A 22,764-nucleotide genomic window follows, 5' to 3' on the forward strand; every position below is an offset into this window, starting at 1 on the left:
CCCGCCGGGCTCATTCGCCCTCCCCCGGCCGCAGATCACGCGCGAGCCGGAACCCGGAGAAGATCTGCCGCCGGATCGGGTGATCCCAGTTGCGGAAGGTGCTGCGGCAGGCGACCGGATCGGTGCCGAACGAGCCGCCGCGCAGGACGCGATAGTCGCCACCGAAGAAGACCTCGGAGTACTCCTGGTACGGGAAGGCGTGGAAGCCCGGGTACGGGTCGAAACCCGATGCGGTCCACTCCCAGACGTCGCCGATGAGCTGGTGCACACCGGCCGGAGACGCGCCCGCCGGATACGCGCCGACGTCGGCCGGTTCCAGGTGGCGCTGGCCGAGATTCGCGGTGGTCGCATCGGGTTCGGTGTCGCCCCAAGGGAATCGGCGAGTGGCGCCGGTGGCCGGGTCGTGGCGCGCGGCCTTCTCCCACTCGGCCTCGGTGGGGAGGCGCTTGCCCGCCCAGTTCGCGTACGCCTCGGCCTCGAACCAGCAGACGTGCACCACCGGCTGATGTGGGCGCAGCGGGGTCAGCACACCGAAAACGCGACGCCACCACTGCCCGGCCGAGTCGCGCTCCCAGAACTGCGGCGCGACCAGGCCCGCCTCCTGCCGGTGCGCCCACCCTCGTTCGGACCACAGTTCCGGCCGGTCGTAACCGCGGTCGTCGAGGAATGCGAGGTACTGCTCGTTGGTCACCGGCGCCGCGTCGATCGCGAAGCCGGGCACCTGAACTCGATGCGCGGGGCGCTCGTTGTCCAGCGCCCACGGTTCGGTGGACGTGCCCATGCTGAATTCGCCGGCCGGCACGACGACTTCGCCGGTGACCGGTGCGGTCGTGGTCGGCACCGCGAGCGCGGTCAAAACCGCAGGCCCGCTGCGCAACTGGTGGGTGGCCAGCATGGTCTCGTCGTGCTGCTGCTCGTGCTGGGCGATCATGCCGAACGCGAATCCGCCGTCGACCAGCGGCGAACCGCGTAAATCGCTGCGGTCCAGCACATCCCAGACCTTGTCGCGGACGGTGCCGACGTACCCCCTGGCTTGGGTGGGGTCGAGCAGCGGCAGCGCGGGCCGGTTCGAGCGGGCGTGCTTGAACGCGTCGTACAGCTCGTCGATATCGGCCCGCACCGCTTCGCGGCCGCCGACATCGCGGACCAGCCACAGTTCTTCCTGATTGCCGATGTGGGCGAGATCCCACACCAGCGGGCTCATCAGCCGCGAATGTTGCGCGACCAGCTCGGCCTCGTCGATGCAGTCGGTGAGGGTGAGGGTGCGCTGCCTGGCGCGGGTGAGCACTTCGGCGATCTGCTCGCGTAGTCGTTCGGTGCCCGCGTTATCGGTGGCGGGCGGATGCTGAATGGTCATGCTGGGTCTCCGGGGTTGGTTCCTGTCGGCCTGGGCGCAGCACTGCACGCCGGACCGGATCGGCAATGCAGGCACGCTCGGCAGGCGACCACGCGCGCACCGACGCCGCGTTCTCGGTTCGCTCGCTGATCCGCGCTCACGAATCCGCTCCAGGACCGCCCGTCCTGGCGCCGGCCGCGGCGGAATCCGCCACGGGTCTATCGCCGCTGCGACATCGCTGAACGGCGGCTTCGATCTCGCGTGCGGCCTCGGTGGTCGACGCGTTGGCCGCGGCCAGGGTGAGGAGTTCGACCGCGACGGCCCGGATCTCCAGGTCGGCCAATCCGTAGCGGGCCGCGTCGAGCCAGTGTCCGGCCAGTGGCGCGGCGATGGCGATCGCCTGGGCCACCACCCGGCTGCTGGACATGAGCGCGTCGAGAACGTGGATCGGGACGGTCCAGCTGTCGCCGGGCTGGGCGTCGATGTAGCGGACCTCCAGATACCCGGACGCGCGTACCGGCGGGAACAGTGTGGTCAGGTGATAGTCGAGGTCGTTGCGGTCGGGTCGGCGGCCGACCTCGTCGTCCAGGGCGCCGGTGAGCCAGTCCGCGAAGGTCGCCCCCGGCGGCGGCGACCAGCCGCTGTCGGCACCGTGCCCGTTCGCGCGATGACCGTTCGCGCCCGAGCCGGTGCCGTCCGGTCTTCGCACGCACAGCAACGGCACGTCGAGCGCCCATCTGCTGTAGCCGAGGATCGGGTCGGCCCAGTCCATCAGCGGTGGCCGGGTCCTGGCGTTGTCGAGGCGCAGCCAGGCCCGCATCCGCTGGGAGGCCCACTCACCGGCGGGCGCGCCGCGCAGCGCGGGCGAGCAGGCGAAGGCGGCGAGCAGGGCCGGGCCGATGGCGTAGAGCGCGGTCCAGCGGGCGGCGATGTCGGCGCGGTCGGCCCCCGCATCGACGCTGACCTGGGTCGCGGCGGTATTGCACATCATGAGTTTGCCGAACGGGCCGATGCCGGCGAAGGTCTGTTCCATGGCGCGATAGCGCGGCAACTGGAGCAGCCGCTTGGGGCGGCGGTCCGCGTCGGCGGCGGCAGAAACGGTTCGGATGGAGCGAGATTCGAGAAGTTCCCGCAATAGGCGGGCATCGTCGCGGAGCGAGGTATTCAGCTGCGCGGCATCAGCGAATGGTGCGCTGGATAGTTCGATCTGACCGCCGGGTTCGATGGTGACCCGGCTGCCCCCTGGTAGTGCCAGTTCCGGCGAATCGGGGGCGATGGACCGTGGTGCGTAGGGTCCGAGGGCATCCGCTAGAGCAGTCAGTTGCGGACGCGGGGCGGCCGAGGGGCCTGACGCCTGACACTCACCCTGCACGGTGAGCCATTCGAGCTCGGCGCCGATCAGCGTCGGTGGTCCCTGCTTGAAGCAGACACCCCCGATATACGCCTCGGCGGCGGCTCGTGAATTGAGCTCTCCGTCGTGGATTACCCGACTGACCAGCTCTGATTCCAGCGTGACCGCCATGCCAACCTCCGTTGTGCGTCCGAGTTGCTGTGGTTTCGTGTCCGCTGTCGATCTATAACCACCGCGCGGTCGTACTGTGTTCCGCTCGCGGCGATCCATCCAGAGTAGCGATGAGGACTGACAAGAAATCGACAAGAATCCGAACTGGGGATCGGCTCAGGACGGACGGACTCCGCCCGGTTATGCCCGTTAGAGTCGGAATCATGCTGGATGAAGAGCGTGTCCGCGCCGACACTCCGGGCTGTATGTCCGGTTCCGTTTTTCTCGACAGTGCCGGTTCCTCCCTCCCCCCGCGGGTGGTGCTCGACACCGCCATCGACCATCTGCGCCGGGAAGCCGAGATCGGTGGCTACCGCGCCGCGAACGAACGCCTGAACGATCTCGCCGCGGTGAAGACCGCGATCGGCAGGCTGATCAACGCGACGCCGGCCAGTATCGCGTTGAGCGACAGCGCGACTCGTTCCTGGGCGGATTTCTTCTACTCGATCCCGCTGGCCGCGGGCGACCGCATCTTGGTCTCCGAGGCCGACTACGCGAGCAACGCCATCGCGGCACTGCAACGCGCCAGGGCCACCGGGGCGACGGTGGAAAAGATCCCCAGCGACGGCACCGGGCAGATCGATCTCGACGCGCTGTCGAAGCTGGTCGACGAGCGGGTCAAGCTGGTCTCGGTGCTGCACGCGCCGACCAACGGCGGCCTGGTCAATCCGGCCGCCGAGGCCACCCGGATCGCCCATTCGGTGGGCGCGCTGGTGTTGCTCGACGCCTGCCAGTCGACCGGGCAGCTGCCGATCGACGTGGCCGAGCTCGACGTCGACGCGCTCTCGACCACCGGCCGCAAGTGGCTGCGCGGACCGCGCGGCACCGGATTCCTTTACGTCCGACCGGAATTGGCGGCATCCATCGAGCCCAGCCGGCTCGATCTGCACAGCGCGTCCTGGGTCGGTGCGGACGATTACCGCCTCGCGCCCGACGCCAGCCGCTTCGAGTTCTGGGAGTGCGATGTCGCCGGACGGCTCGGTCTCGGCGCGGCGGTGCAGTACCTGCTCGATCTCGGTCCGGAGAACGTGTACGACGCCATCTCCGCCCGAGCCGAGTACCTGCGCAAGGCACTACCGGAGATCCCCGGAGTCACGGTGCGCGACATCGGCATTCGACACAGCGGCATCGTGTCGTTCACCGTCGACGGCGTCGAGGGCATCGCAGTGCGCGATCAGCTTGCCGCACAAGACATCACGGTCACGGTAAGCCACGCCAGCTCCACCCTGCTGGACATGACCGGCCGCGGCCTGAGCTCGGTAGTCCGCGCCTCACCACACTGCTTCGTAAGCTTCGAGGAGCTGGACCGGTTCGTCGCCGCGGTCGCACAGCTGTAGGAACACGACATCCCATCGAGGTTAGTCATATGGTCGCGAGTTGATCTTCAACAGCAACCATATGACTAACCTCAATAGCTGGAACGACCTTATGACTCCCCTCGACGCACCCAACCACCATTTGACTCACCTCGATGACGAGAACCACCATTCGACTCGACCCGATCTTTCCGAGCCTCTCTGAACCGGACCACAGCCAAGTAACCACGCCGGAACCCCCACGTTGCCCATACCAACAGCGGGAGGTAAGCCGGGGACCCCACCCAACGCGCCCAGCACTGCTCCAGTGAAAACCTGGGACAAGTCTTCAGAACTACGGACCAGGCCTCACCGCGAATCTTTCCCCTTTGGAGCAGGTACACCTACCCGGTAGGTACAGCCAAGGACATCCCAGGCTGACCTGGCCAGTAAAACTGAAGACCTACACCGGTTTTCACTGAAGTAGTGCTGAGCACGTCGTGTGCCGTACCCGGCTTTAGTTATCCGTCAGGCACGCGGTCTCGCGTTCCAGCGTGGTCATCTGGCTGTGGTCCCGTCACAAACGCTTCAGACAAGAGCGGGTCGGTCAGCGGCGGTTTTCGTGGTGGTTTCAAGGCGCCGCCGCCGGCGAACCTGTCTGCGAGCGCCCCGCCCGCCGGTCTTCCTGAAGAGCTGCACCCTCTCTCGGGATCCGCACCGACAATACGGCCCTAAAGTCAGTGCAAATCCCCAGTGAGAGTGCAGATCCCGCTGTCGGCGGGGCGAGGACCGCCAGATCGCCCACAGCAGCATTTCCGTGGCGGCTGGTAGTCGCGTCACCGGTGCGGCCTACCCGCAGGCCTCCCCCGAGCAGACACCCCCAACATCCGCACCCTCTCTCGGGATCCGCACCGAAAATAGAGCCCTAAAGTCAGTGCAAATCCCGAGTGAGAGTGCAGATTTCGCGTGTCTGCGCGGAGAGTGGGTGCCGCACACCGTTTACATAAGCTGCACACCCTCTACAACGGGTGTGCAGCTTAGGCAACGGGTGTGCAGTCTCAGCCCGGCCGGGGGTCGATGCTGTTCAGGCTAGGTGTAGTTCGAGGGCGCGGGCGACCAGGGCGCGGATGTCGGCGGCGGGGGCGACCAGGCGGAGGCTGCGGTTTGCCTGGAGGGCGGCGATGCCGTGCAGGTTTGTCCATAGGGCGATCGCGCGCTCGCTGGGATCTACGGTGCCGGGGTGCGCGGCCTCGCCGGTCAGGGCCGCGAAGCGGGCGAATAGGGGCAGGGTGGTCGCGCGGAGGTTCTCGCCGGAGCCTTCGAGTAGATCGTGCCGGAACATCAGCGCGAACATCTCCGGGCGTTCGCCGGCGAACTCGACGTAGGCGACGCTCATGCGCACCAGGCGATCTCGCGGGGCGGTACCGGGATCGACTGCGGCGAACCGGTCGATCAGATCGGCGAATCCGCGGGCGGCGATGGCCGCCAGTAGCGCGCGATGGGTCGGGAAGTGCCGCCGCGGTGCCCCATGTGAGACACCCGCGGCCCGGGTGATGGCGCGAAGTCCCAATTGCGCCGCGCCCACCTCTTCGAGCAGGTCCACGCCCGCGCCGACCAGGCGTTCCCGCAGCGGTTCGTTCTCGACCATGCAGACATTGTCTACGGCAACCATCGCCAATCCCTACTCCGGGTGTAGACACTGTCTACAGGAATGCGGTAGACAGTGTCTACACATTCTTTCCCGGGAGGTTTTCGTGTGGTACTGGCTCTTCAAGTACGTGTTTCTCGGCCCCCTGTTGCGGGTGCTGGGTAGACCCGAAGTCGAAGGGCTGGATCAAGTTCCGCGCACCGGGCCGGTGATCGTCGCGGCCAACCACCTGGCGGTTATCGACTCGCTATATCTCGCGCTGGTGCTGCCGCGCCAGGTCGCGTTCCTGGCCAAGCAGGAGTACTTCACCGGGACCGGACTGCGCGGCCGGTTCAAGCGCTGGTTCTTCTCGGCGGCGGGCCAGGTGCCGGTCGACCGAACCGGCGGCAGCGCCGCCGCCGACGCGCTGGCCGCGGCCACCCGCATTCTCGAGGCGGGTGGCGTGTGGGCCATTCACCCTGAGGGCACCCGCTCGCCCGACGGCCGGATCTACCGCGGCCGCACCGGAACGCTGCGCGTCGCCATGGCCACCGGCGCCCCGGTGATCCCGGTCGTGCTGTCCGGCACCGATCGCGTCAACCCCCGCGGCACCCGGCTGCCCCGCTTCGGCAAGGTCCGGATCAGCTTCGGCGCTCCGCGCTACTACCTGCCCGCCGAGCAGCATCACGTCGCGCGGACGAATACCGACGAACTGATGCGCGAGCTCGCGGCCCGCTCCGGCCGGCACTACGTCGACCAGTACGCCACCACGTTCCGGACGGCATAACCAGCACATACCGGCGTCGCCCTCCGCGAAGTGCCCGGATGACCCCCGCGTCCCGAACCGCGCGCCCGGTTACCCGCGACACTCCAGCAAACTCAGACACGCAGGAAAAGGGTTAACGCCACGCCGGAATGGCGGGATAGTTGATTGCAGGTCGGCAGGCGGCCCGAAGCTGGTGATGAGGGAGTTGACGTTGAGCAGGTTCACCGACGAGATGTATGCGACGGCGCAGGCGTCGACCCGGGGGCTGGTGACCGGTGAGCCGGACGCACCCCGGCGTCAGAGCTGGGGCGAGATCCATCGGATCGCCCGGCGGATGGCGGGTGGCCTGGCGGCGGCGGGCATCGGACACGGTGACGCGGTCGGCGTGCTGGCCGGCATGCCGGTCGACATCGCCCCGGCCTGCCAGGCCATCTGGATGCGCGGCGCCTCGATCACCATGCTGCACCAGCCGACCCCGCGCACCGATCTGGTGGTCTGGGCGCGCGACACCGAGACCGTGCTGACCATGATCGAGGCGCGCGCGGTGGTGCTCGGCGCCCCGTTCGAGGCGGCCGAGCCGCTGCTGCGCGAGCGCGGCATCACCGTGGTGCGGATCGATCAGCTGCACGAGGGCACCGACACCGATCCGGTGCCGACGGCCGAGGACGATATCGCCTTGCAGCAGTTGACCTCCGGATCGACCGGGTCGCCCAAGGCGGTACGGATCACCCACGGCAACTTCTTCGTCAACGCCTACGCCATGTTCGACCGAGTCAAGTTCCAGCTCGACGACGACGTGATGATCAGCTGGCTGCCGCTGTTCCACGACATGGGCATGGTCGGATTCCTCAGTGTCCCCATGCAAATCGGCGCCGAGGTGGTGTGCGTGACGCCGCTCGACTTCCTCATGCGCCCCTTGTTATGGGCCGAACTGATCGCCAAGTACCGCGGAACCGTCACCGCCGCACCGAATTTCGCGTACTCGCTGCTGGCCCGCCGGCTCAAGCAGGCCGATGACGGCGCGTTCGATCTGAGCAGCGTCCGCTACATGTGGAACGGCGCGGAGCCGGTCGACCCGGACACCATGGAGACGTTGGCCGCGGCCGGAAAGCGCTTCGGGCTCAGCCCGATGGCGCTCACCCCGGTCTACGGCATGGCGGAAACCACACTGGCCGTGTCGATTCCGGATCCGGGCCTGGGTCAGGTGATCGATGTCATCGACGCCGATCTGCTCGAGGCACTCGGCAAGGCCGTGCCGGTGCACGACGCGCACGGGCATCCGGGCAACATCCGCCGACTGCCGACGCTGGGCTACCTGGTCGATCATCTCGAAGGCCGGGTCGTCGACGCCGAACGCCAGGAACTGCCGAGCAGGTCCGTCGGCGTCATCGAATTACGCGGCCCGGCAGTCACTTCCGGTTACGTCACGGTCAACGGATTCCGCCCCGCGCAGGACGCGGCAGGCTGGCTCGACACCGGCGACATCGGCTACTTCACCGACGAGGGCCTGATCGTGGTCTGCGGCCGGATCAAGGACGTCATCATCATGGGCGGCCGCAACATCTACCCCACCGACATCGAACGCGCCGCCACCCGGGTGACCGGCGTACGACCCGGCAACGCCGTCGCCGTGCGCCTCGATGCCGGCCAGAAGCGCGAAAGTTTCGCGGTCGTGGTGGAAAGCAACGAATACCAGGATGCCGAGGCGGTCAAGCGAATCGAACGCGAAATCGTGCACGCCGTGTTCTCCGAGGTGGGTTCGCGCCCCCGCACCGTCGCCGTCCTCGGCCCCGGCGCCCTGCCGAAAACCTCCTCCGGCAAACTCCGCCGCGCCGCCACCGCCGTCCACCTGCGCTGACCGCGGACCGATGAGCTTCGGGCGCCGGCGTCGTCTCTATTGATATCCAGCCAATAGGAGGCGGCAATGCCCGAACTCGAGCCGATCAGCACCGAACTCAACCCAGACTTCAGCAGTCCCGGCGCCACCACCCCGGCCTGGTCCGCGGTCGGTGACGTGCTGGCGGCGTCGGAGATGTTCTGGCTGAGCACTACCCGCAAAGACGGCCGCCCGCACGTCACGCCACTGCCCGCGATCTGGCACGACGGCAGCCTGCACCTCTGCACCGGCGCGAAGGAGCAGAAGGCGGTGAACCTGGCCACCGAGCCGCGCTGCATTCTCAGCACCGGCACCAACGAGATGAACTCAGGGCTCGACGTGGTGGTGGAGGGCACGGCCGTCCGGATCACCGACCAGGCGGCGCTGCACCAGCTGGCGAAGCTGTGGAAGTCCAAGCTGGACTGGGACTTCACGGTCGTGGAGGCGGGCTTCGACGACGGTGCGGGACACACCGCTCTCGTCTACGCCATCGCGCCGGCCAAGGTGCTCGCCTTCGGCAAGGGGGAGCCGTTCAGCCAAACCCGTTACCGCTTCAGCTGAACGGCGGCGCGAATATCGAAAGGCATTGGCAGCGCGGCGGATTCGCGGCGGTCAGTGGACTCGGTTCTGCGCGGCTTCCAGGCCTACGCGGAGCAGCAGCTCGACGGCGTCGGCGGCCTGTTCGACGATGACCGGTATTTCCTTGCGTTCCGGTGCGGCGAAGGGCTTGAGCACGTAGTCGGCGGGGTCCTGCCGGCCGGGTGGGCGGCCGATGCCGATCCGGGTGCGCAAGTAGTCTTTGGTGGTCAGGGCGCTGGAGATGGAGCGCAGGCCGTTGTGGCCGCCTTCGCCGCCGCCGCGCTTGAGCCGGATCTCGCCGAACTGGAGGTCGAGTTCGTCGTGCACGACGATCACCTCGGTCGGCGGCACGGAGAAGAACTTGGCCAGCGCCGCGACCGGCCGCCCGGACAGGTTCATGAACGAGCGCGGCTTGGCGATCAGCACCTGGCGGCCGTCGAGGCGGGCCTGCAACAGGTCGGCGCCGGACTTCTTGTGCACGGCAAAACGGCCGCCGACGCGCTCCGCGAGCACGTCGGCGACCAAAAACCCCACATTGTGCCGGGTGCGCTCGTATTCGGTGCCTGGGTTACCCAGTCCGACAACGAGCGCGGGCCCGGTCGTGGATTCGGTCATCGACAACCGATTCCCGGTACTACTTACTCGGCGCTCGCGGCTTCGGCGGCGGCCTCGGCAGCCTCGGCGGCTTCCTCGACCTCGGCCTCGGACGCCGGGGCGGCGATGATGTTGACGATCAGGGTCTCCGGATCGACGATCAGGGTGACGCCCTTGGGCAGGGTCAGCTGGCTCGCGTTGATCTGCGTGCCCGCCTCGATGCCCTCGACCGAGACCTCGATGGACTCGGGGATGCTCATCGCGTCGGACTCGATGGAGATGGTGGTGGCGTCCTGGGTGACCAGGGTGCCGGGGGCGGCGTCGCCGACGATGATGACGTTCACATCGGCGGTGACCTTCTCGCCCTTCTTGATGATGAGCAGGTCGGCGTGCTCGATGTAGCGGCGAATCGGGTGCACGACAACCGATTTGGTGAGCGCGAGCTGCTTCTTGCCGTCGATGACGAGGCTGAGCACCGCGTTGGTGCCGTGCTCGCGCAGAATGGCGGAGAAGGCGCGGGCATCGAGCGAGAGGTGCTGCGGGTCGGCCTGGTGGCCGTACAGCACGGCGGGAACGTTGCCCGCGCGACGGGTACGGCGGGCGGCACCCTTACCGAACTCGGTGCGTACGGCGGCTTCGAGAAGGTTGGCGTCGGACATGACTGGATCTACTCCCTACGGCTGTTCCGGGCTGTCAACAGTGCGCCAGGGTCTGTTTCCGCCCTGGCTGGTTTGGTCTACTCGTCCGACGAAAGGACCAACGGGGACGGCCGGAAGCCGAGCCGCGTCGATCACGGTGAACGCAAATCAAGGTCTGCGGTCACCCTCGCCGAGACAACCCGGACACCATACCGCAATGGTTATGCGCAGTTTGAATCGGGTGGTCGGATGCAGGTCGTGTCGGTGACATGCGGATCGCGTAGATTAGACAGGTTGCCGATCGGTCGTCTGTGAAAGGTTGTTCCGTTGACCGCCTCCCCTGAGGGACTTCCCGCCGAGGTTTCCCGACGGCGCACGTTCGCGGTGATCTCGCACCCCGACGCCGGCAAGTCGACGCTCACCGAAGCGCTCGCGCTGCACGCCAGGATGATCTCCGAGGCGGGCGCGATCCACGGTAAGGCGGGCCGCCGCTCCACCGTCTCGGACTGGATGGAGATGGAGAAGGCGCGCGGCATCTCGGTCAGTTCGACCGCGCTGCAGTTCAATTACCGCGCCGAGGGCTCCGACGTGGACAGCGTGATCAACCTCGTCGATACGCCCGGCCACTCCGACTTCTCCGAGGACACCTACCGGGTGCTCACCGCGGTCGACGCCGCGGTCATGCTGATCGACGCCGCGAAGGGCCTGGAGCCGCAGACGCTCAAGCTGTTCCAGGTGTGCAGGCACCGCGGCATCCCGGTCATCACCGTGATCAACAAGTGGGACCGGCCCGGCCAGGCGCCGCTGGAACTGCTGGACGAGATCAACGAGCGGATCGGCCTCACCCCGACCCCGCTGTTCCTGCCGGTCGGCATCGCGGGCGACTTCCGCGGCCTGCTGCGCCGCGGCGAAGAGGGCGCCCCGCTCGAATACATCCACTTCACCCGCACCGCGGGCGGCGCGACCATCGCGCCGGAAGAATCGCTGACCCCGGCGCAGGCCGAGGCGCGCGAGGGCGAGCCGTGGACCACCGCGGTCGAGGAGAGCGAGCTGCTCTCGGCCACCGGGCAGGACCACGATCAGGAAATGTTCCTCGCCGGGCAGACCTCTCCGGTCATCTACGCCTCGGCGATGCTGAACTTCGGCGTGCGGCAGCTGCTGGAGGCGCTGGTCTCGCTGGCGCCGCCGCCCGGACCGCGCCCCGACGTGAACGGCGGAGCGCGCGAGATCACCGAACCGTTCAGCGCGGTCGTGTTCAAGGTGCAGGCAGGCATGGACGCCGCGCACCGGGACCGGTTGGCGTTCATGCGGATCGTGTCCGGCGAGTTCGAGCGCGGCATGGTCGTGACGCACGCGCAGACCGGTCGCCCGTTCGCGACGAAGTACGCGCTGACCGTGTTCGGCCGCGAACGCAACACCGTCGACACCGCCTACCCCGGCGACGTGGTCGGCCTGGTGAACGCGACCGCGCTGGCCCCGGGCCACACGCTGTTCGTGGACAAGAAGGTGGAGTTCCCGCCGATCCCGTCGTTCGCGCCGGAGCACTTCGCGGTGCTGCGCGCCGAGAGCGCGGGCAAGTACAAGCAGTTCCGCAAGGCCATCGATCAGCTGGACTCCGAGGGCGTGGTGCAGGTGCTGCGCAACGACATTCGCGGCGACGCCTCCCCCGTGCTCGCGGCCGTCGGGCCGATGCAGTTCGAGGTGGTCACCGCGCGCATGCTGACCGAGTTCAATGTCGAGACCAAGATGGACAACCTGCCCTACACGCTGGCCCGGCGCACCGATGCCGCGTCGGCGGACGAGCTGGGCAAGCAGCGCGGCGTCGAGGTGTTCACCCGCAGCGACGGTGCGCTGCTCGCGCTGTTCAGCGACAAGTGGCGGTTGCAGTACATCGAGAAGGAATTCCCGAAGCTGACCCTGGAACCACTGGTCGCGACGGCGGACTGAGGTCAGCCCGCTTCCGGCTCGCGCCGCACCGGCGGTGCGCCGGGATCGCGTTCGACCGAGGAAATGACGCCGTCTTCGCGGGAAATCAGGCCCCAGCGGCTCGACGTCAAACGCAGGCTCGGCAGATCGCTCAGCGAGAGCACCACCTCGTAGGTGCGTTCGTAACCGGTGTGCGAAATGCGCCAGCGGCCGTCGTCGCAGCGCACATATTCGTCGGAGTAGAAGGCCGCGCCGCGCAGCAGCATGTTGTGGCCGGGAATGAGCACGGTGTCGGCGAGGTACCAGGTGCCGGTCGCGGCGTCGCCGTCGACGTCGATCTCCGGATGGTCGCAGCGGTGCTCGGTGATCACGTGCGGGCCGAGGGTGTTGCGCATGAACGCGAGGAACGCGTCGCGCGATTCGAATTGCAGGTATTCGCTGTAGGTGGCGGTCGCCTCGGGAATCATGGTGTCCGCGAACTCATCCCAGGATTTCGTGTCGAGGCTGCGTAGGTAGCGGAACTTCAGTCTGCTGATCGCGGTGACGTCGTCGAGCTTGCGCTCGTCGCCGCGCGGTCTGCCCTCGCGGCGCTGCTGTCCGTCCGCTCCGGGGTCGCCGCGCTCCAGCCGACCGATGTCGATCCTCGGGTTGCCCCGCTCCTGTCCACCGCCACCCGCGCTCGGGTCGCCGCGGCCCTGCCCGCCGGTTCCCTGATCCATACTTAACAATCCCATCCAAAGCCCGTCGGCTTCACGAATTGGGAGATTTGTACCAGATTGCTATCACCGGGCGGGGGACATTTCGACCGAGATCAACGTCGGGTTTCAGTTGGCGATGGTGAAGCAGGTGCGGCAGAAGTCCTCGCCGAACTCGGTCAGGCGCAGGCTCTTGCGCACGATTTTCGGTGCGCGACCGGCCTTCTTCAGCGCGGCCTCGACGACCGGCTGGACCTCGAGCACCATGTATCGGCTCAGCACGACCGGGTCGTCGGAGACCAGGGTCAGCCCGAGCCGGCTGAGGTTGATCAGGTAGGGGCGCGACCGGTCCGGGTAGCGGACGCCGGCCTGCTCGGGCACCGAGGTCAGATCCCCCTGGACCAGTTCGGAGCCGATGCCCAGCGGGCGGTTGGTGCGCACGTCGACCGAGGGTTGCGGGCCGTTCTGCGCCATGAAACGCAGGATGCGCGCCTCGTCGGGGGCGAGTTCGTCGAGGATTCGGTCGTAGGCCGGGTGCACGTCTTCGGTGAAATAGACGTCGGCCGAACGCGCGAGCAGCGCGTCGCCGCGCCGGCGTAGCTCATCGGTGCTCGCCGAACGCAGGTAGGAGCCGACGGCCAGCGCCTGCTGCTGCGCGCCGCTGTTGTTGCCCGGCCCGTTCGGCGTCGGCACGTAACTGACGATCTCGCGCACCGAACCCTCGGTGACGCCGAGCGCGCTACGAGCTATGGAGCGCAACGCATTTCCGGTTCGCTCGGCGATATCGGCGGACGATTCACCGTCCAGCGCCGCCTGGGTGATCTCCTTGGTGACCTCGAACGTGGTGCCGACCGCCCACTGACCGCCGCGCACCACACTGCCCGCCGCGACCCCCGCCGCGCGAAAAACACCGCGAATCAACCGGGCTTCATTGCTGATCTGCCGCTGTTCAACATCTGAGCTGCGCTCAACGGCGCGGGAACCGGCTCTGGTGAGGTCCTGTCCGGTCCTGTCGTCTGCCACGTCATACTCCGATATCGCCAGGTGAACGAATCCCGCCCCACAGATTACTTCCCCCTGTGTCGCTGGTCATTGTCGCGGTCGGACTCCGCCGATGCGGCATTGCGCACAAACACTGTGACCGATATCTCGGCATGCGTCAGTGTGGCACCGCGCACTCGAGGTGGACCCGTCTCTTCTCCTCACAATAAGGTCCCGGTGCCGACAGGGTGCTACTTTGATGTTCCGGTGAGGCGGCGGTCACCGGTGTGTCGGCAGGAGGGTGTCGTGTTAGAGAGTGTGTTCGGTGTCCACCCAACAATCCTGCTAGAGCTTCTGACTATCCCACTTTTCACCGGAATCATCGGCTACATCACCAACTGGACCGGCGTGCTGATGCTGTTCCAGCCGATTGCCTTCCACGGCTTCCGACTACCAGGACTTCGCGCGCTGTATCCCTTCCTGCCCAAAAGAATTCAGGTGTTGCCGCTACTGAGTTACGACGGCAGATTCGGCTGGCAGGGCATCGTCCCCTCGCGCGCGGACAAGATGGCCAGCATCGCGGTGGACAAGGGCCTGGCCAAACTGGGGAGCGTCGCCGATTTCTATCGCGAGCTCGAGCCGGACAAGCTCGCCGAACATCTCGCCAGCATCGCCGACGAACAGATCCAGACCATCGTCGAAGATATTCTCAAGCGCGAACACCCACAGCTCTGGTACAACCTGCCGAGCCAAGTTCGCGACATGGTACAGGCTCGAGTTCGTCAGCAACTGCCGGATATTCTGCGCGAGCTGACCGATGAATTAGGCGCGAATATTGATCAACTGCTCGATGTGAAGCAGATGGTGATTCGCTACTTCCAGGGCAGGCCGCAACTGCTCAACACGCTGTTCCAAGTGCTCGGCGCGAAAGAGTTGCGGTTCATGATCAATTTCGGCTTCTACTTCGGCGCCCCGATGGGCGTGGTACTGGTAGCCATCCTGCATCTCACCGGCTGGTCCACGCTGGTCGTGCTGCCGATCGGCGGCGTGGTGATCGGCTGGGTGGTCAACTGGGTGGGCATCAACATGATCTTCGCGCCCGCCTACCCGAAGTGGTGGTGCCCGTGGCGGCAGGGCCTGCTGATCAAACGCCAGTCCGAAATCACCGACGGCTACGCCGAATTGGTGTCCAGTCAGGTGCTGACCGTGGCCAACATCGGCGACGAGCTGCTCAACGGCCCGCGCTCGGACCGCACCATCCAGATGCTGGAGGACACCCTGCGCCCGGCCGCCGACCGCGCGCTCGGCCCGGCCCGGCCCGCGGTCAAGTTCATGCTCGGCAGCCGCGACTACGACACGTTGCAGGACACGTTCACCGCCGAGGCCATGGCCATCGCCCCGATCGCCTTCGCCGACCCGGAGTTCAACGTCCGCCAAGGTAGACAGATCAACACCTACATCGCCAAACAGATGGCGGCACTGAAGCCGCCGGACTTCGTCGACATGCTGCGCTCGGCCATCAAGCAAGATGAGTGGCTGCTTTTTCTCCATGGCGGCGTGTTGGGGCTCTTCGCCGGATACGCTCATATTCTGATTTTCGGAACAGGAGTGGCGACCACATGGCTGTAGCGAAATCCGACCCCGGCGACGATGCCGGGGACGTCGAGCACACCGCCGAGGAGGTGGCGCCGTCGACGGAGATCGCGCGACGGTCCGGCAGCCAAGTCGTCCGGCACGACGAATCAGCTTCGCGGGTGCCCTATCCCATCGCGGGCGTGCGCGCGGCCACCGGCGTGGCCAGGGTGGCCTGGACCGCGGTGACCGGCATGACCGCGTGGAGTCTGGGCACGGCGGTCGGCGTCACCTCGACGGTCGTGCAGCGCAGCATCCAGGGCGTGCCGCCGCGAGAAGTGTTGGCCGAGGCCGAATCCGAGGTGCGCGATCGGCTGCGCCGGGCGCTCGGTTTCCCCGAGGCGCCGAATGAGCCTGCCGCGCAATCCGTTCCCACGCTGCGCGAGCAGGGTGCGGCGCTGCTGCGGTTGTCGGCGAGCACGCACGGCGACGAGGAGAACCATCCGGCCTTCGCCGGCATGCTGGCCGAGCTGACCCCCGACGAGGCGCGGATCCTGCGCTTCCTGCACCTGGACGGCCCGCAACCGTCGATCGACATCCGCACCGGACGCCCGCGCGCGCTCGGCGCGGAACGCCTCGGCTCGATGCTGACGCTGGTCGGCGAGCACGCCGGGCTGCGCTTCCCGAACCGGATCCAGCAGTACCTGACCAACCTGCGCAGGCTCGGACTGGTCGAGCACGCCCGCGAGCCGGTCGGCAATCCGCACCGGTACCAGCTGCTGGAAGCGCAGGGGCCGGTGCGCGACCTGCTCAAGCGCTCCGGGTTCGGCACCAAGGTGATCTACCGCAGCGTGGCGCTCACCGGATTCGGCGCGGATTTCGTCCGTACCTGCCTGCCGGTGGCCATCCAGGACGACCGCGCCGCCGGGCACTGACGGACGGTTACCCGTCCGCCAGCTCCATCCAACGTTCTTCCGCGGCTTCCTTTTCCGCGACGACCTGCTTGAGTTCGGCGTTGAGCTTGACCAGCTGGTCCGGGTCGGTCGCGGCCTCGGCCAGCGCGGCGTGCAGCTTGCGCTCGCGCTCGTCGAACTTCTCGATGGACCGTTCCAGCTTGGACAGCTCCTTGCGCGCGGCCCGCTGGGTCGCAGCGTCGGTGACCGGCGCGGCCTTGGTGTCGGCACCCGAGCGGACCGCGGTGTCACCCTGTGCGGCACGCTTTTTCAGGTATTCGTCGATGCCGCCGGGCAGGTTGGTGAGCTTGCCGTCGCCGAACAGCGCCCAGGTGGAGTCGCAGATGCGCTCGATCAGGTACCGGTCGTGACTGATCACGACCAGGGTGCCCGCCCAGTTGTCCAGCAGGTCTTCCAGCTGTTGCAGGGTGTCGATGTCCAGGTCGTTGGTCGGCTCGTCGAGCAGCAGCACGTTCGGCTCGGCCATCAGGATGCGGGTCAGTTGCAGCCTGCGCCGCTCGCCACCGGACAGGTCGCCGACCGGCGTGCGCTGCCGGGCGGGGGTGAAGCCGAGCCGCTCGGCCAGCTGGCCCGCCGAGATCTCCTTGTCGCCCAGCATGATTCGCTGCGCGACCTGCTGCACCGCCTCCAGCACCCGCATATTGGTCGGCAGGTCGTCGAGTTCCTGCCGCAGCCAACCGATCTGCACCGTCTGGCCCTGAATGCGCTTGCCCACCGCCGGTTCCGTCTCGCCGGCCAGCGTGCGCAGCAGGGTGGTCTTGCCGGAGCCGTTCACCCCGACCAGGCCGACCCGCTCGCCCGGCGCGAGCCGCCAGGTCAAGTCGCGCACCAGCTCCCGGCCGTCCGGCGTGGTGAGAGTGGTGTCCTCGAGCTCGATCACGACCCGCCCCAGGCGCTTTCGTGCGAACGCGGCCAGCGAGACGCTGTCCCGCGGCGCGGGCACATCGGCGATGAGCGCCTCGGCGGCCTCCACCCGATAGCGCGGCTTGGAGGTGCGGGCCTTCGCGCCGCGGCGCAGCCAGGCCAGTTCCTTGCGGGCCAGGTTGGCGCGGCGGGCCTCGGAGGCGTCGGCCTGCCGGGCGCGCTCGGCGCGGGCGAAGATCCAGTCGCCGTAACCGCCCTCGTAGGTCTCGACCTTGCCGCCGACGACCTCCCAGGTGTTGGTCGCGACGGTGTCCAGGAACCAGCGATCGTGGGTCACGACCACGAGCGAGCTGCGCCGGTTGAGCAGATGCTGGGCCAGCCACTGCACGCCTTCGACGTCGAGGTGGTTGGTGGGCTCGTCGAGCACGAGCAGATCGAGGTCGCGGACCAGCGCGGCGGCCAGGGCAACTCGGCGGCGCTCGCCACCGGAGAGGTTGTCGATCGAGGTCTCCAGGCCGAGGCCGGCGATCCCGATGCCTTCCATCACCGAACGAATGCGCGGGTTCGCCGCCCATTCGTGCTCGGCGACATCGTCGGGCCCACCCGCCGCCCGACCGCCACCCCTCATCGAATCGCTGCGCGATCCCCAATGTAAGTCGTCGGCCAATCCGGCCAGCACGACGTCGCCGACGGTCGACCCGGGCGGCAGCACGCCGCGCTGCGTCACCGTGGCGATCCGCAGCCCGCCGACGCGGCTGACCCGCCCGCTGTCCGGCGGCTCGAGCCCGGTGAGCACCTCGAGCAGCGTGGTTTTACCGCCGCCGTTCAGACCGACGACGCCGATACGCTCGCCCGCGTGGACGCCCATCGACACGTTGTCCAGCAGCGGCGTGATCCCAAAGCTCTTGGAAACCTGCTCGAGGTTGATCAGGTTGGACATGAATCCTTCCGGTTCTTGCAGCGGCGGGCGAGTTGCTTGCCCTGAGCCAGCGTACTGAGCTTCTCGAACCCGCTCCGCCGCCCCCTTGCGGAACGAACGGCGTTCGTCTAGATTAGTCCTAACGAACAGAGTTCGTTACGAACAACGTTAGTCAACCAGGCGCTCTCCGGAATCACAGCCGCAGCATGGGAGCCCCGCCTCGGACGAGGTGAGCGGGCGGCACAATCCAGTTCGTTTTCCTCATGGAGGTTCTCCCATGCACGTCGGTCTCGGTCTCCCCATCTCCGACCCCACCGTCCTGCTCGACTGGGCCCGCCGCGCCGACGTCGGCCCGTTCTCCACCCTCGGCCTGCTCGACCGGCTGGTCTACGACAATCCCGAACCGCTGGTCGCGCTCGCCCTCGCGGCCGGAGCCACCAGCCGGATCAAGCTGCAAACCGAGGTGCTCCTCGCGCCGCTGCGCGAGCCGACCCTGCTCGCCAAGCAGGTCGCGACGCTGGACCGAATGTCCGGCGGCCGCTTCGTGCTCGGCCTCGGCGTCGGCGGTCGTGAAGACGACCACATCGCCTCCGGCACCGACCTGCGCACCCGCGGCCGCCGCCTGGACGAACAGATGGAGATCATGCGTCGCATCTGGTCCGGTCAGCCCTACGGCCCCGACTGCGGCCCGATCGGCCCCGCACCGCTGCTGCCCGACGGCCCCGAGGTCCTGTTCGGCGGCTTCCAGCCCGCCGCGCTCGAACGCGTAGGCCGTTGGGGCGGTGGCTTTCTCGCCGCCGCTCCGGCCGCCTGGGCCGGCCGGTTGTTCGACACCGTGCGCAAGTCCTGGACCGATAACGGCCGCTCCGGCGCGCCGCGCATCGTCGCCCAGGTCAATGTCGTGCTCGGCGACCAGGACCTGATCGACGAGGCCCGCGCCTCGATGGGTGGCTACTACGAATTCAGCGGCCGCGCCGATTACATGCTCGAGGGGATGCTCAGCACCCCCGACGCAATCCGTTCCGCCATCAAGCAATTCGACGATCTCGGCGCCGACGAGGTCATGCTCTACTGCTACGGCGGCGACGCCGACCAGGTCGACCGCCTGGCCGACGTCATCGCCTGAGCCCGCTTACCGCTTCCCCGGCGTCTCGCTGTTCAGCACGCGAGCGCCGGGCACCGGGCCGCTCGCGGTCCGGATGCTGCGACAGACGCCCGCGCCCGCCAGTTCCGCCGCCACCGACACCGCGGATTCCTCACTCTCACAGAGGAATGCGCAGGTGGGGCCGGAGCCGGAGACCAGGCCGGCCAGCGCGCCCGCGTTCACCCCGGCGCGCAACGTGCGGCGCAACTCCGGTTTCAGCGACAGCGCCGCCGCCTGCAAGTCGTTACCCAGCAGCGGCGCAAGCTGTTTCGGGTCGCCGAAGGCCAAAGCCTGCATCAGCTGCTGCGGTTCGCCGAGCCGCGGCGGAGTTCCGTTCGCGCGCAACCGATCGAGTTCCGCGAACACCGCCGGGGTGGACAAACCGCCCTTGGCCAGCGCGAGCACCCAGTGAAAGCTGTTGCGGGACAACACCGGAAGCAATCGTTCGCCGCGTCCGGTGCCGAGCGCGGTGCCGCCGTGCAGCGCGAACGGCACGTCGCTGCCGAGTTCGGCGGCCACGGCGGAGAGTTCGTCGCGGGTGAGCCCGAGATCCCAGAGCTCGTTGAGACCGACCAGCGCCGCGGCGCCGTCCGCGCTGCCGCCGGCCATCCCGCCCGCCACCGGAATGCCCTTGGCGATCGCGAATTCCACCAGCGGCGCCCGCCCGGCCTGATGCGCGAGCCGGACCGCCGCCTTCCACACCAGGTTGGTGCGATCGGTCGGCACGTCCGCCGCGCCCTCACCGGACACCCGCACGGCCAGCGAACTCGCCGGGGCGATCTCCACATCGTCGCTGAGCGAGAGCGCCTGGAACACCGTGGTCAGGTCGTGATACCCATCGGGGCGCAGGTCACCGACTCCGAGATGGAGGTTCACCTTCGACGGCGCGCGCACGGTGATGGGGCTCGGGACAACTGACAGCACGGTGCCCAAGCCTAACGGGTGGTCCTGGCCGTCGCGCGGCTCGATATCGGCCTTTCACCGTCTGTGAATCATTCGGTTACAGCAGTCCCCCGCCGGTGGCATCGATCCACTGCCCGGTAACCCAGCGGGCGTCGGCGGAGGCGAGGAAGCCGACCACATCGGCCACTTCGGCGGGCTGACCGAGCTGTTTCAACGGGGACATCTGCGTCACCATCGCCACCATCTCGGCGTTGTTCAGGAAGCCCGCGTTCATGTCGGTGTCGATGATGCCGGGGGCCACCGCGTTCACCGTGATCCCGCGCGCGCCGACCTGCTTGGCCAGCACGCTGGTGAACGCGTCGAGTGCGGCCTTGGTCATCGTGTACGCGATCAGCTCCGGCATCCGCGCGCCGTTGGTGAGGCCGGTGGACAGGTTGACGATGCGGCCGCCGTCGCGCATCCGGTCCAGGCCCAGCTTGGTGATGAAGAACGGGGCCTTGGCGTTGACCGCGAAGACCCGGTCGTAGGCGGCCTCGTCGGTGCCTTCGATCGGTTCGCGGATGCCGTCGATGCCCGCGTTGTTGACCAGGATGTCCACCCCGTCGGCGTGTGCGTCGAACTCGGCCCAGAGTGCCGCGGCGTCGTCGGGGACGCCGAGTTCGGCGCGGATCGCGAAGGCCGAACCGCCCGCGGCCTCGATGCCGGTCACGACCTCCTTGGCCGCCTGCTCGCTCCCGTTGTAGTGCACCGCCACCCGCGCCCCGTCCCGGCCGAGCCGTTCGGCGATGCCTCGGCCGATGCCCCGGCTGCCGCCCGTCACCAGTGCGGTCTTGCCTGTCAGTGCGCCCATTGTGAGGTTTCCTTTCTCTAGCGATCACTACAGAAGTGGACGTTAGCACAATATCTAGCGATCGCTATAGAATGATTTCCATGAGCCCTACGACCCGAGGCCGGCCACGTTCGTTCGACCGGGACGCCGCGCTGGAGCAGGCGCTACGGCTGTTCTGGCAGCGCGGCTACGAGGCCACCTCGATCGGCGACCTGACCACCGCCATGGGCATCGGCGCGCCGAGTCTCTACGCGGCGTTCGGCGACAAGACGACGCTGTTCAAGGAGGCGGTCGAGAGCTTCGGCGCGCAGTACGGCGACTTCATCGGGCGGGCGCTGGCCGAGGAGCCGACCGCGGCAGCGGCGATACGGCGCACGCTGCACGAGGCGGCCACGGAGTACACCCGCCCCAACTACCCGCGCGGCTGCCTGGTGATCAGCGCAGGCATCAACACGAACAGTGGTGAGGTCGCGGACATGTTGCGGGGGCTGCGCAGTCGGAATCTCCAGTTGTTCACCGAACGGATTCAGGCCGACATCGACTCGGGCGACTTGGTCACCGAGGACGACGCGTCGACGCTGGCTCGCTATGTCGGCACGGTGATGCAGGGAATGTCGCACGCGGCCAGAGATGGTGCGAGCCAGGCGGAGTTGGAGAAGGTCGCCGAATTGGCAATGTACGGCTGGGGCCGGGCGAACTAGCGAACGTTGCACCGGAAGTATGAGGCCGCCGCGCGACAAATGGCCCTGAAGCATGAGGGCAACGACACCGGCGCGATGTGACGATTTCTGGATGATAGATAGACCTGAAACTCCCACCGCCACCTTCGACGATGCAGCTCAGCGGGTTTCGGCGCCAACTGCCCGGATCTTCTGGGCATTGATCGGGATCTACGTTTTCGCGACCTTGCTCGCCTCGACGGCAATGCTTGCGCTGCAACCGGTTTCGGGAATCGATCCGGCGGCATTGTCGCTGGTTCAATTCGCGCCGGCGCTCGGCACGCTCGTTACCTGGCTCGTCGGATACAAAATTGTCGGCCCATTATTTCCGGTACCGGTTTCCGCCCGGCAGGTCCGCGAGAATCTCGGCTACATACTCGCGGCCTGCCTATTTCTCGCGCTATCAATCGCCGGCGCAACAGCATTGGCAGGGCGCGATCTCGTCGGCCCCGCGGCAGTTGGCGGCGTGCCCTTCATAGTGTTCGTCGTGATCCAGCTCATCGGTGCGACCGGTGAGGAGATCGGGTGGCGCGGTTTCCTGCAACCGCTGCTGGAATCGCGGATGCGCCGGTTCGCGGCGATCGCGGTAACCGGCGCGGTGTGGGCGCTGTGGCATGTGCAGGCGTTCAGCGCCGGTCCGGTGGTCGCGGTGTCGTTCTTCGTCTCGACCATGGCGTTCGCCGCGCTGCTCGGCATGCTCGGTACCGGCAGTTTCTGGCAGCGGGTACTCGTCGCGGCGGTCGGACACTGGCTGATCAATGTCGGGATCTATCTCACCGCGGGCGACGCGACCTACGACCGACCACAGATCGTGATCGCCGCGGTCGGAGCGGTTTTCGTCGCCGCGGCGACGCTCGCAGTACGGTCGTGGCGCGCGCGATGAGCGGCGATCCAGCACTTGCGCGCAATACCCGCTGGGGGTATGTTCGAGCGGGTCGGGGTACCCCCGGCCCGTATGATGGAGAA

General features: G+C 67.6%; 19 protein-coding genes and 1 pseudogene. 10 read left to right on the top strand and 10 right to left on the bottom strand.

Features of this window, described 5'->3' with window-relative positions; genetic code table 11:
- Nucleotides 1-10: 10 nt before the first annotated feature.
- Complete coding sequence (gene egtB, locus AB0M22_RS08595) at nucleotides 11-1,357, bottom strand: ergothioneine biosynthesis protein EgtB (RefSeq protein WP_364722671.1); 1,347 nt, start codon at nucleotides 1,355-1,357, stop codon at nucleotides 11-13.
- Between the two features lie 136 nt (nucleotides 1,358-1,493).
- Entirely contained in the window at nucleotides 1,494-2,858 is a 1,365-nt protein-coding gene (gene egtA / locus AB0M22_RS08600; RefSeq protein WP_364722673.1) for an ergothioneine biosynthesis glutamate--cysteine ligase EgtA, read from the bottom strand.
- Nucleotides 2,859-3,061: 203 nt separating this feature from the next.
- Between egtA and AB0M22_RS08605 the strand changes: the two genes are divergently transcribed.
- Complete coding sequence (locus AB0M22_RS08605; RefSeq protein WP_364722675.1) at nucleotides 3,062-4,234, top strand: aminotransferase class V-fold PLP-dependent enzyme; 1,173 nt, start codon at nucleotides 3,062-3,064, stop codon at nucleotides 4,232-4,234.
- Between the two features lie 1,042 nt (nucleotides 4,235-5,276).
- Here the strand turns inward: AB0M22_RS08605 and AB0M22_RS08610 are convergent.
- A complete protein-coding gene (locus tag AB0M22_RS08610; protein ID WP_364722677.1) occupies nucleotides 5,277-5,840 on the bottom strand; it encodes a TetR-like C-terminal domain-containing protein in 564 nt (187 codons plus the stop codon).
- A 106-nt stretch (nucleotides 5,841-5,946) separates the two neighbouring features.
- Here AB0M22_RS08610 and AB0M22_RS08615 point away from each other — a divergent pair, with 106 nt between their 5' ends.
- The 3 genes from AB0M22_RS08615 to AB0M22_RS08625 all read left to right on the top strand — a co-directional run bounded on the left by AB0M22_RS08615 (nucleotide 5,947) and on the right by AB0M22_RS08625 (nucleotide 9,022).
- Nucleotides 5,947-6,606 carry a lysophospholipid acyltransferase family protein gene (locus AB0M22_RS08615; protein ID WP_364722679.1) on the top strand — a complete coding sequence of 220 codons (660 nt, stop codon included), beginning with the start codon at nucleotides 5,947-5,949 and terminating at the stop codon, nucleotides 6,604-6,606.
- A 190-nt stretch (nucleotides 6,607-6,796) separates the two neighbouring features.
- Nucleotides 6,797-8,443: a fatty acyl-AMP ligase gene (locus AB0M22_RS08620; RefSeq protein ID WP_150402116.1), complete on the top strand. Its 1,647-nt coding sequence runs from the start codon at nucleotides 6,797-6,799 to the stop codon at nucleotides 8,441-8,443.
- A gap of 66 nt (nucleotides 8,444-8,509) precedes the next feature.
- A complete protein-coding gene (locus AB0M22_RS08625; RefSeq protein ID WP_364722682.1) occupies nucleotides 8,510-9,022 on the top strand; it encodes a pyridoxamine 5'-phosphate oxidase family protein in 513 nt (170 codons plus the stop codon).
- Between the two features lie 51 nt (nucleotides 9,023-9,073).
- Here AB0M22_RS08625 and pth read toward each other — a convergent pair whose 3' ends face one another.
- On the bottom strand, nucleotides 9,074-9,655 hold the full coding sequence (gene pth, locus AB0M22_RS08630) for an aminoacyl-tRNA hydrolase (protein WP_364722684.1): 582 nt from the start codon (nucleotides 9,653-9,655) through the stop codon (nucleotides 9,074-9,076).
- A 23-nt stretch (nucleotides 9,656-9,678) separates the two neighbouring features.
- Nucleotides 9,679-10,293: a 50S ribosomal protein L25/general stress protein Ctc gene (locus AB0M22_RS08635; protein WP_364722686.1), complete on the bottom strand. Its 615-nt coding sequence runs from the start codon at nucleotides 10,291-10,293 to the stop codon at nucleotides 9,679-9,681.
- 306 nt (nucleotides 10,294-10,599) lie between these two features.
- Here AB0M22_RS08635 and AB0M22_RS08640 point away from each other — a divergent pair, with 306 nt between their 5' ends.
- Nucleotides 10,600-12,219 carry a peptide chain release factor 3 gene (locus tag AB0M22_RS08640; protein WP_364722687.1) on the top strand — a complete coding sequence of 540 codons (1,620 nt, stop codon included), beginning with the start codon at nucleotides 10,600-10,602 and terminating at the stop codon, nucleotides 12,217-12,219.
- Nucleotides 12,220-12,221: 2 nt separating this feature from the next.
- Here AB0M22_RS08640 and AB0M22_RS08645 read toward each other — a convergent pair.
- A pseudogene (locus AB0M22_RS08645) lies at nucleotides 12,222-12,752 on the bottom strand (nuclear transport factor 2 family protein); the annotation flags it as partial.
- Between the two features lie 270 nt (nucleotides 12,753-13,022).
- Nucleotides 13,023-13,916, bottom strand: coding sequence for an Abi-alpha family protein (locus tag AB0M22_RS08650; protein ID WP_364722689.1), 894 nt, complete (start codon nucleotides 13,914-13,916; stop codon nucleotides 13,023-13,025).
- 195 nt (nucleotides 13,917-14,111) lie between these two features.
- Here AB0M22_RS08650 and AB0M22_RS08655 point away from each other — a divergent pair, with 195 nt between their 5' ends.
- Nucleotides 14,112-15,503 carry a hypothetical protein gene (locus tag AB0M22_RS08655; RefSeq protein WP_364722691.1) on the top strand — a complete coding sequence of 464 codons (1,392 nt, stop codon included), beginning with the start codon at nucleotides 14,112-14,114 and terminating at the stop codon, nucleotides 15,501-15,503.
- Nucleotides 15,494-16,381 carry an Abi-alpha family protein gene (locus AB0M22_RS08660; RefSeq protein ID WP_364722693.1) on the top strand — a complete coding sequence of 296 codons (888 nt, stop codon included), beginning with the start codon at nucleotides 15,494-15,496 and terminating at the stop codon, nucleotides 16,379-16,381. Before AB0M22_RS08655 ends, AB0M22_RS08660 begins: the two co-directional genes overlap by 10 nt.
- 7 nt (nucleotides 16,382-16,388) lie before the next feature.
- Here AB0M22_RS08660 and AB0M22_RS08665 read toward each other — a convergent pair whose 3' ends face one another.
- Nucleotides 16,389-18,224 (bottom strand): ABC-F family ATP-binding cassette domain-containing protein, encoded by a 1,836-nt coding sequence (locus AB0M22_RS08665; protein ID WP_364722695.1) that lies wholly within the window; start codon nucleotides 18,222-18,224, stop codon nucleotides 16,389-16,391.
- 256 nt (nucleotides 18,225-18,480) lie between these two features.
- Between AB0M22_RS08665 and AB0M22_RS08670 the strand changes: the two genes are divergently transcribed.
- Nucleotides 18,481-19,329: an LLM class flavin-dependent oxidoreductase gene (locus AB0M22_RS08670; protein ID WP_364722697.1), complete on the top strand. Its 849-nt coding sequence runs from the start codon at nucleotides 18,481-18,483 to the stop codon at nucleotides 19,327-19,329.
- A gap of 6 nt (nucleotides 19,330-19,335) precedes the next feature.
- On the opposite strand, the gene AB0M22_RS08675 is transcribed toward AB0M22_RS08670, so the two are convergent.
- Both AB0M22_RS08675 and AB0M22_RS08680 read right to left on the bottom strand, forming a co-directional pair.
- Nucleotides 19,336-20,271, bottom strand: a complete 936-nt coding sequence (locus AB0M22_RS08675) for a 4-(cytidine 5'-diphospho)-2-C-methyl-D-erythritol kinase (RefSeq protein WP_364722699.1) — start codon at nucleotides 20,269-20,271, stop codon at nucleotides 19,336-19,338.
- A 76-nt stretch (nucleotides 20,272-20,347) separates the two neighbouring features.
- Nucleotides 20,348-21,100, bottom strand: a complete 753-nt coding sequence (locus AB0M22_RS08680; RefSeq protein WP_364722701.1) for an SDR family oxidoreductase — start codon at nucleotides 21,098-21,100, stop codon at nucleotides 20,348-20,350.
- A gap of 80 nt (nucleotides 21,101-21,180) precedes the next feature.
- On the opposite strand from AB0M22_RS08680, the gene AB0M22_RS08685 reads away from it, so the two are divergent.
- Entirely contained in the window at nucleotides 21,181-21,780 is a 600-nt protein-coding gene (locus AB0M22_RS08685; protein ID WP_364722703.1) for a TetR/AcrR family transcriptional regulator, read from the top strand.
- 91 nt (nucleotides 21,781-21,871) lie between these two features.
- A complete protein-coding gene (locus AB0M22_RS08690; protein WP_364722705.1) occupies nucleotides 21,872-22,681 on the top strand; it encodes a type II CAAX endopeptidase family protein in 810 nt (269 codons plus the stop codon).
- The last annotated feature ends 83 nt before the right edge of the window (nucleotides 22,682-22,764 follow it).

The sequence above is a fragment of the Nocardia sp. NPDC051756 genome (genome assembly GCF_040681495.1).
In the GTDB taxonomy this organism is placed as follows: domain Bacteria; phylum Actinomycetota; class Actinomycetes; order Mycobacteriales; family Mycobacteriaceae; genus Nocardia.

Coding starts and splice junctions, on each gene's coding strand:
- AB0M22_RS08670 (WP_364722697.1), top strand. CDS start 18,481: ATGCACGTCGGTCTCGGTCTCCCCATCTCCGACCCCACCGTCCTGCTC.
- AB0M22_RS08660 (WP_364722693.1), top strand. CDS start 15,494: ATGGCTGTAGCGAAATCCGACCCCGGCGACGATGCCGGGGACGTCGAG.
- egtA (WP_364722673.1), bottom strand. CDS start 2,858: ATGGCGGTCACGCTGGAATCAGAGCTGGTCAGTCGGGTAATCCACGAC.
- pth (WP_364722684.1), bottom strand. CDS start 9,655: ATGACCGAATCCACGACCGGGCCCGCGCTCGTTGTCGGACTGGGTAAC.
- AB0M22_RS08685 (WP_364722703.1), top strand. CDS start 21,181: ATGAGCCCTACGACCCGAGGCCGGCCACGTTCGTTCGACCGGGACGCC.
- AB0M22_RS08665 (WP_364722695.1), bottom strand. CDS start 18,224: ATGTCCAACCTGATCAACCTCGAGCAGGTTTCCAAGAGCTTTGGGATC.
- AB0M22_RS08605 (WP_364722675.1), top strand. CDS start 3,062: ATGCTGGATGAAGAGCGTGTCCGCGCCGACACTCCGGGCTGTATGTCC.
- AB0M22_RS08610 (WP_364722677.1), bottom strand. CDS start 5,840: ATGGTCGAGAACGAACCGCTGCGGGAACGCCTGGTCGGCGCGGGCGTG.
- AB0M22_RS08635 (WP_364722686.1), bottom strand. CDS start 10,293: ATGTCCGACGCCAACCTTCTCGAAGCCGCCGTACGCACCGAGTTCGGT.
- AB0M22_RS08680 (WP_364722701.1), bottom strand. CDS start 21,100: ATGGGCGCACTGACAGGCAAGACCGCACTGGTGACGGGCGGCAGCCGG.
- egtB (WP_364722671.1), bottom strand. CDS start 1,357: ATGACCATTCAGCATCCGCCCGCCACCGATAACGCGGGCACCGAACGA.
- AB0M22_RS08690 (WP_364722705.1), top strand. CDS start 21,872: ATGATAGATAGACCTGAAACTCCCACCGCCACCTTCGACGATGCAGCT.
- AB0M22_RS08625 (WP_364722682.1), top strand. CDS start 8,510: ATGCCCGAACTCGAGCCGATCAGCACCGAACTCAACCCAGACTTCAGC.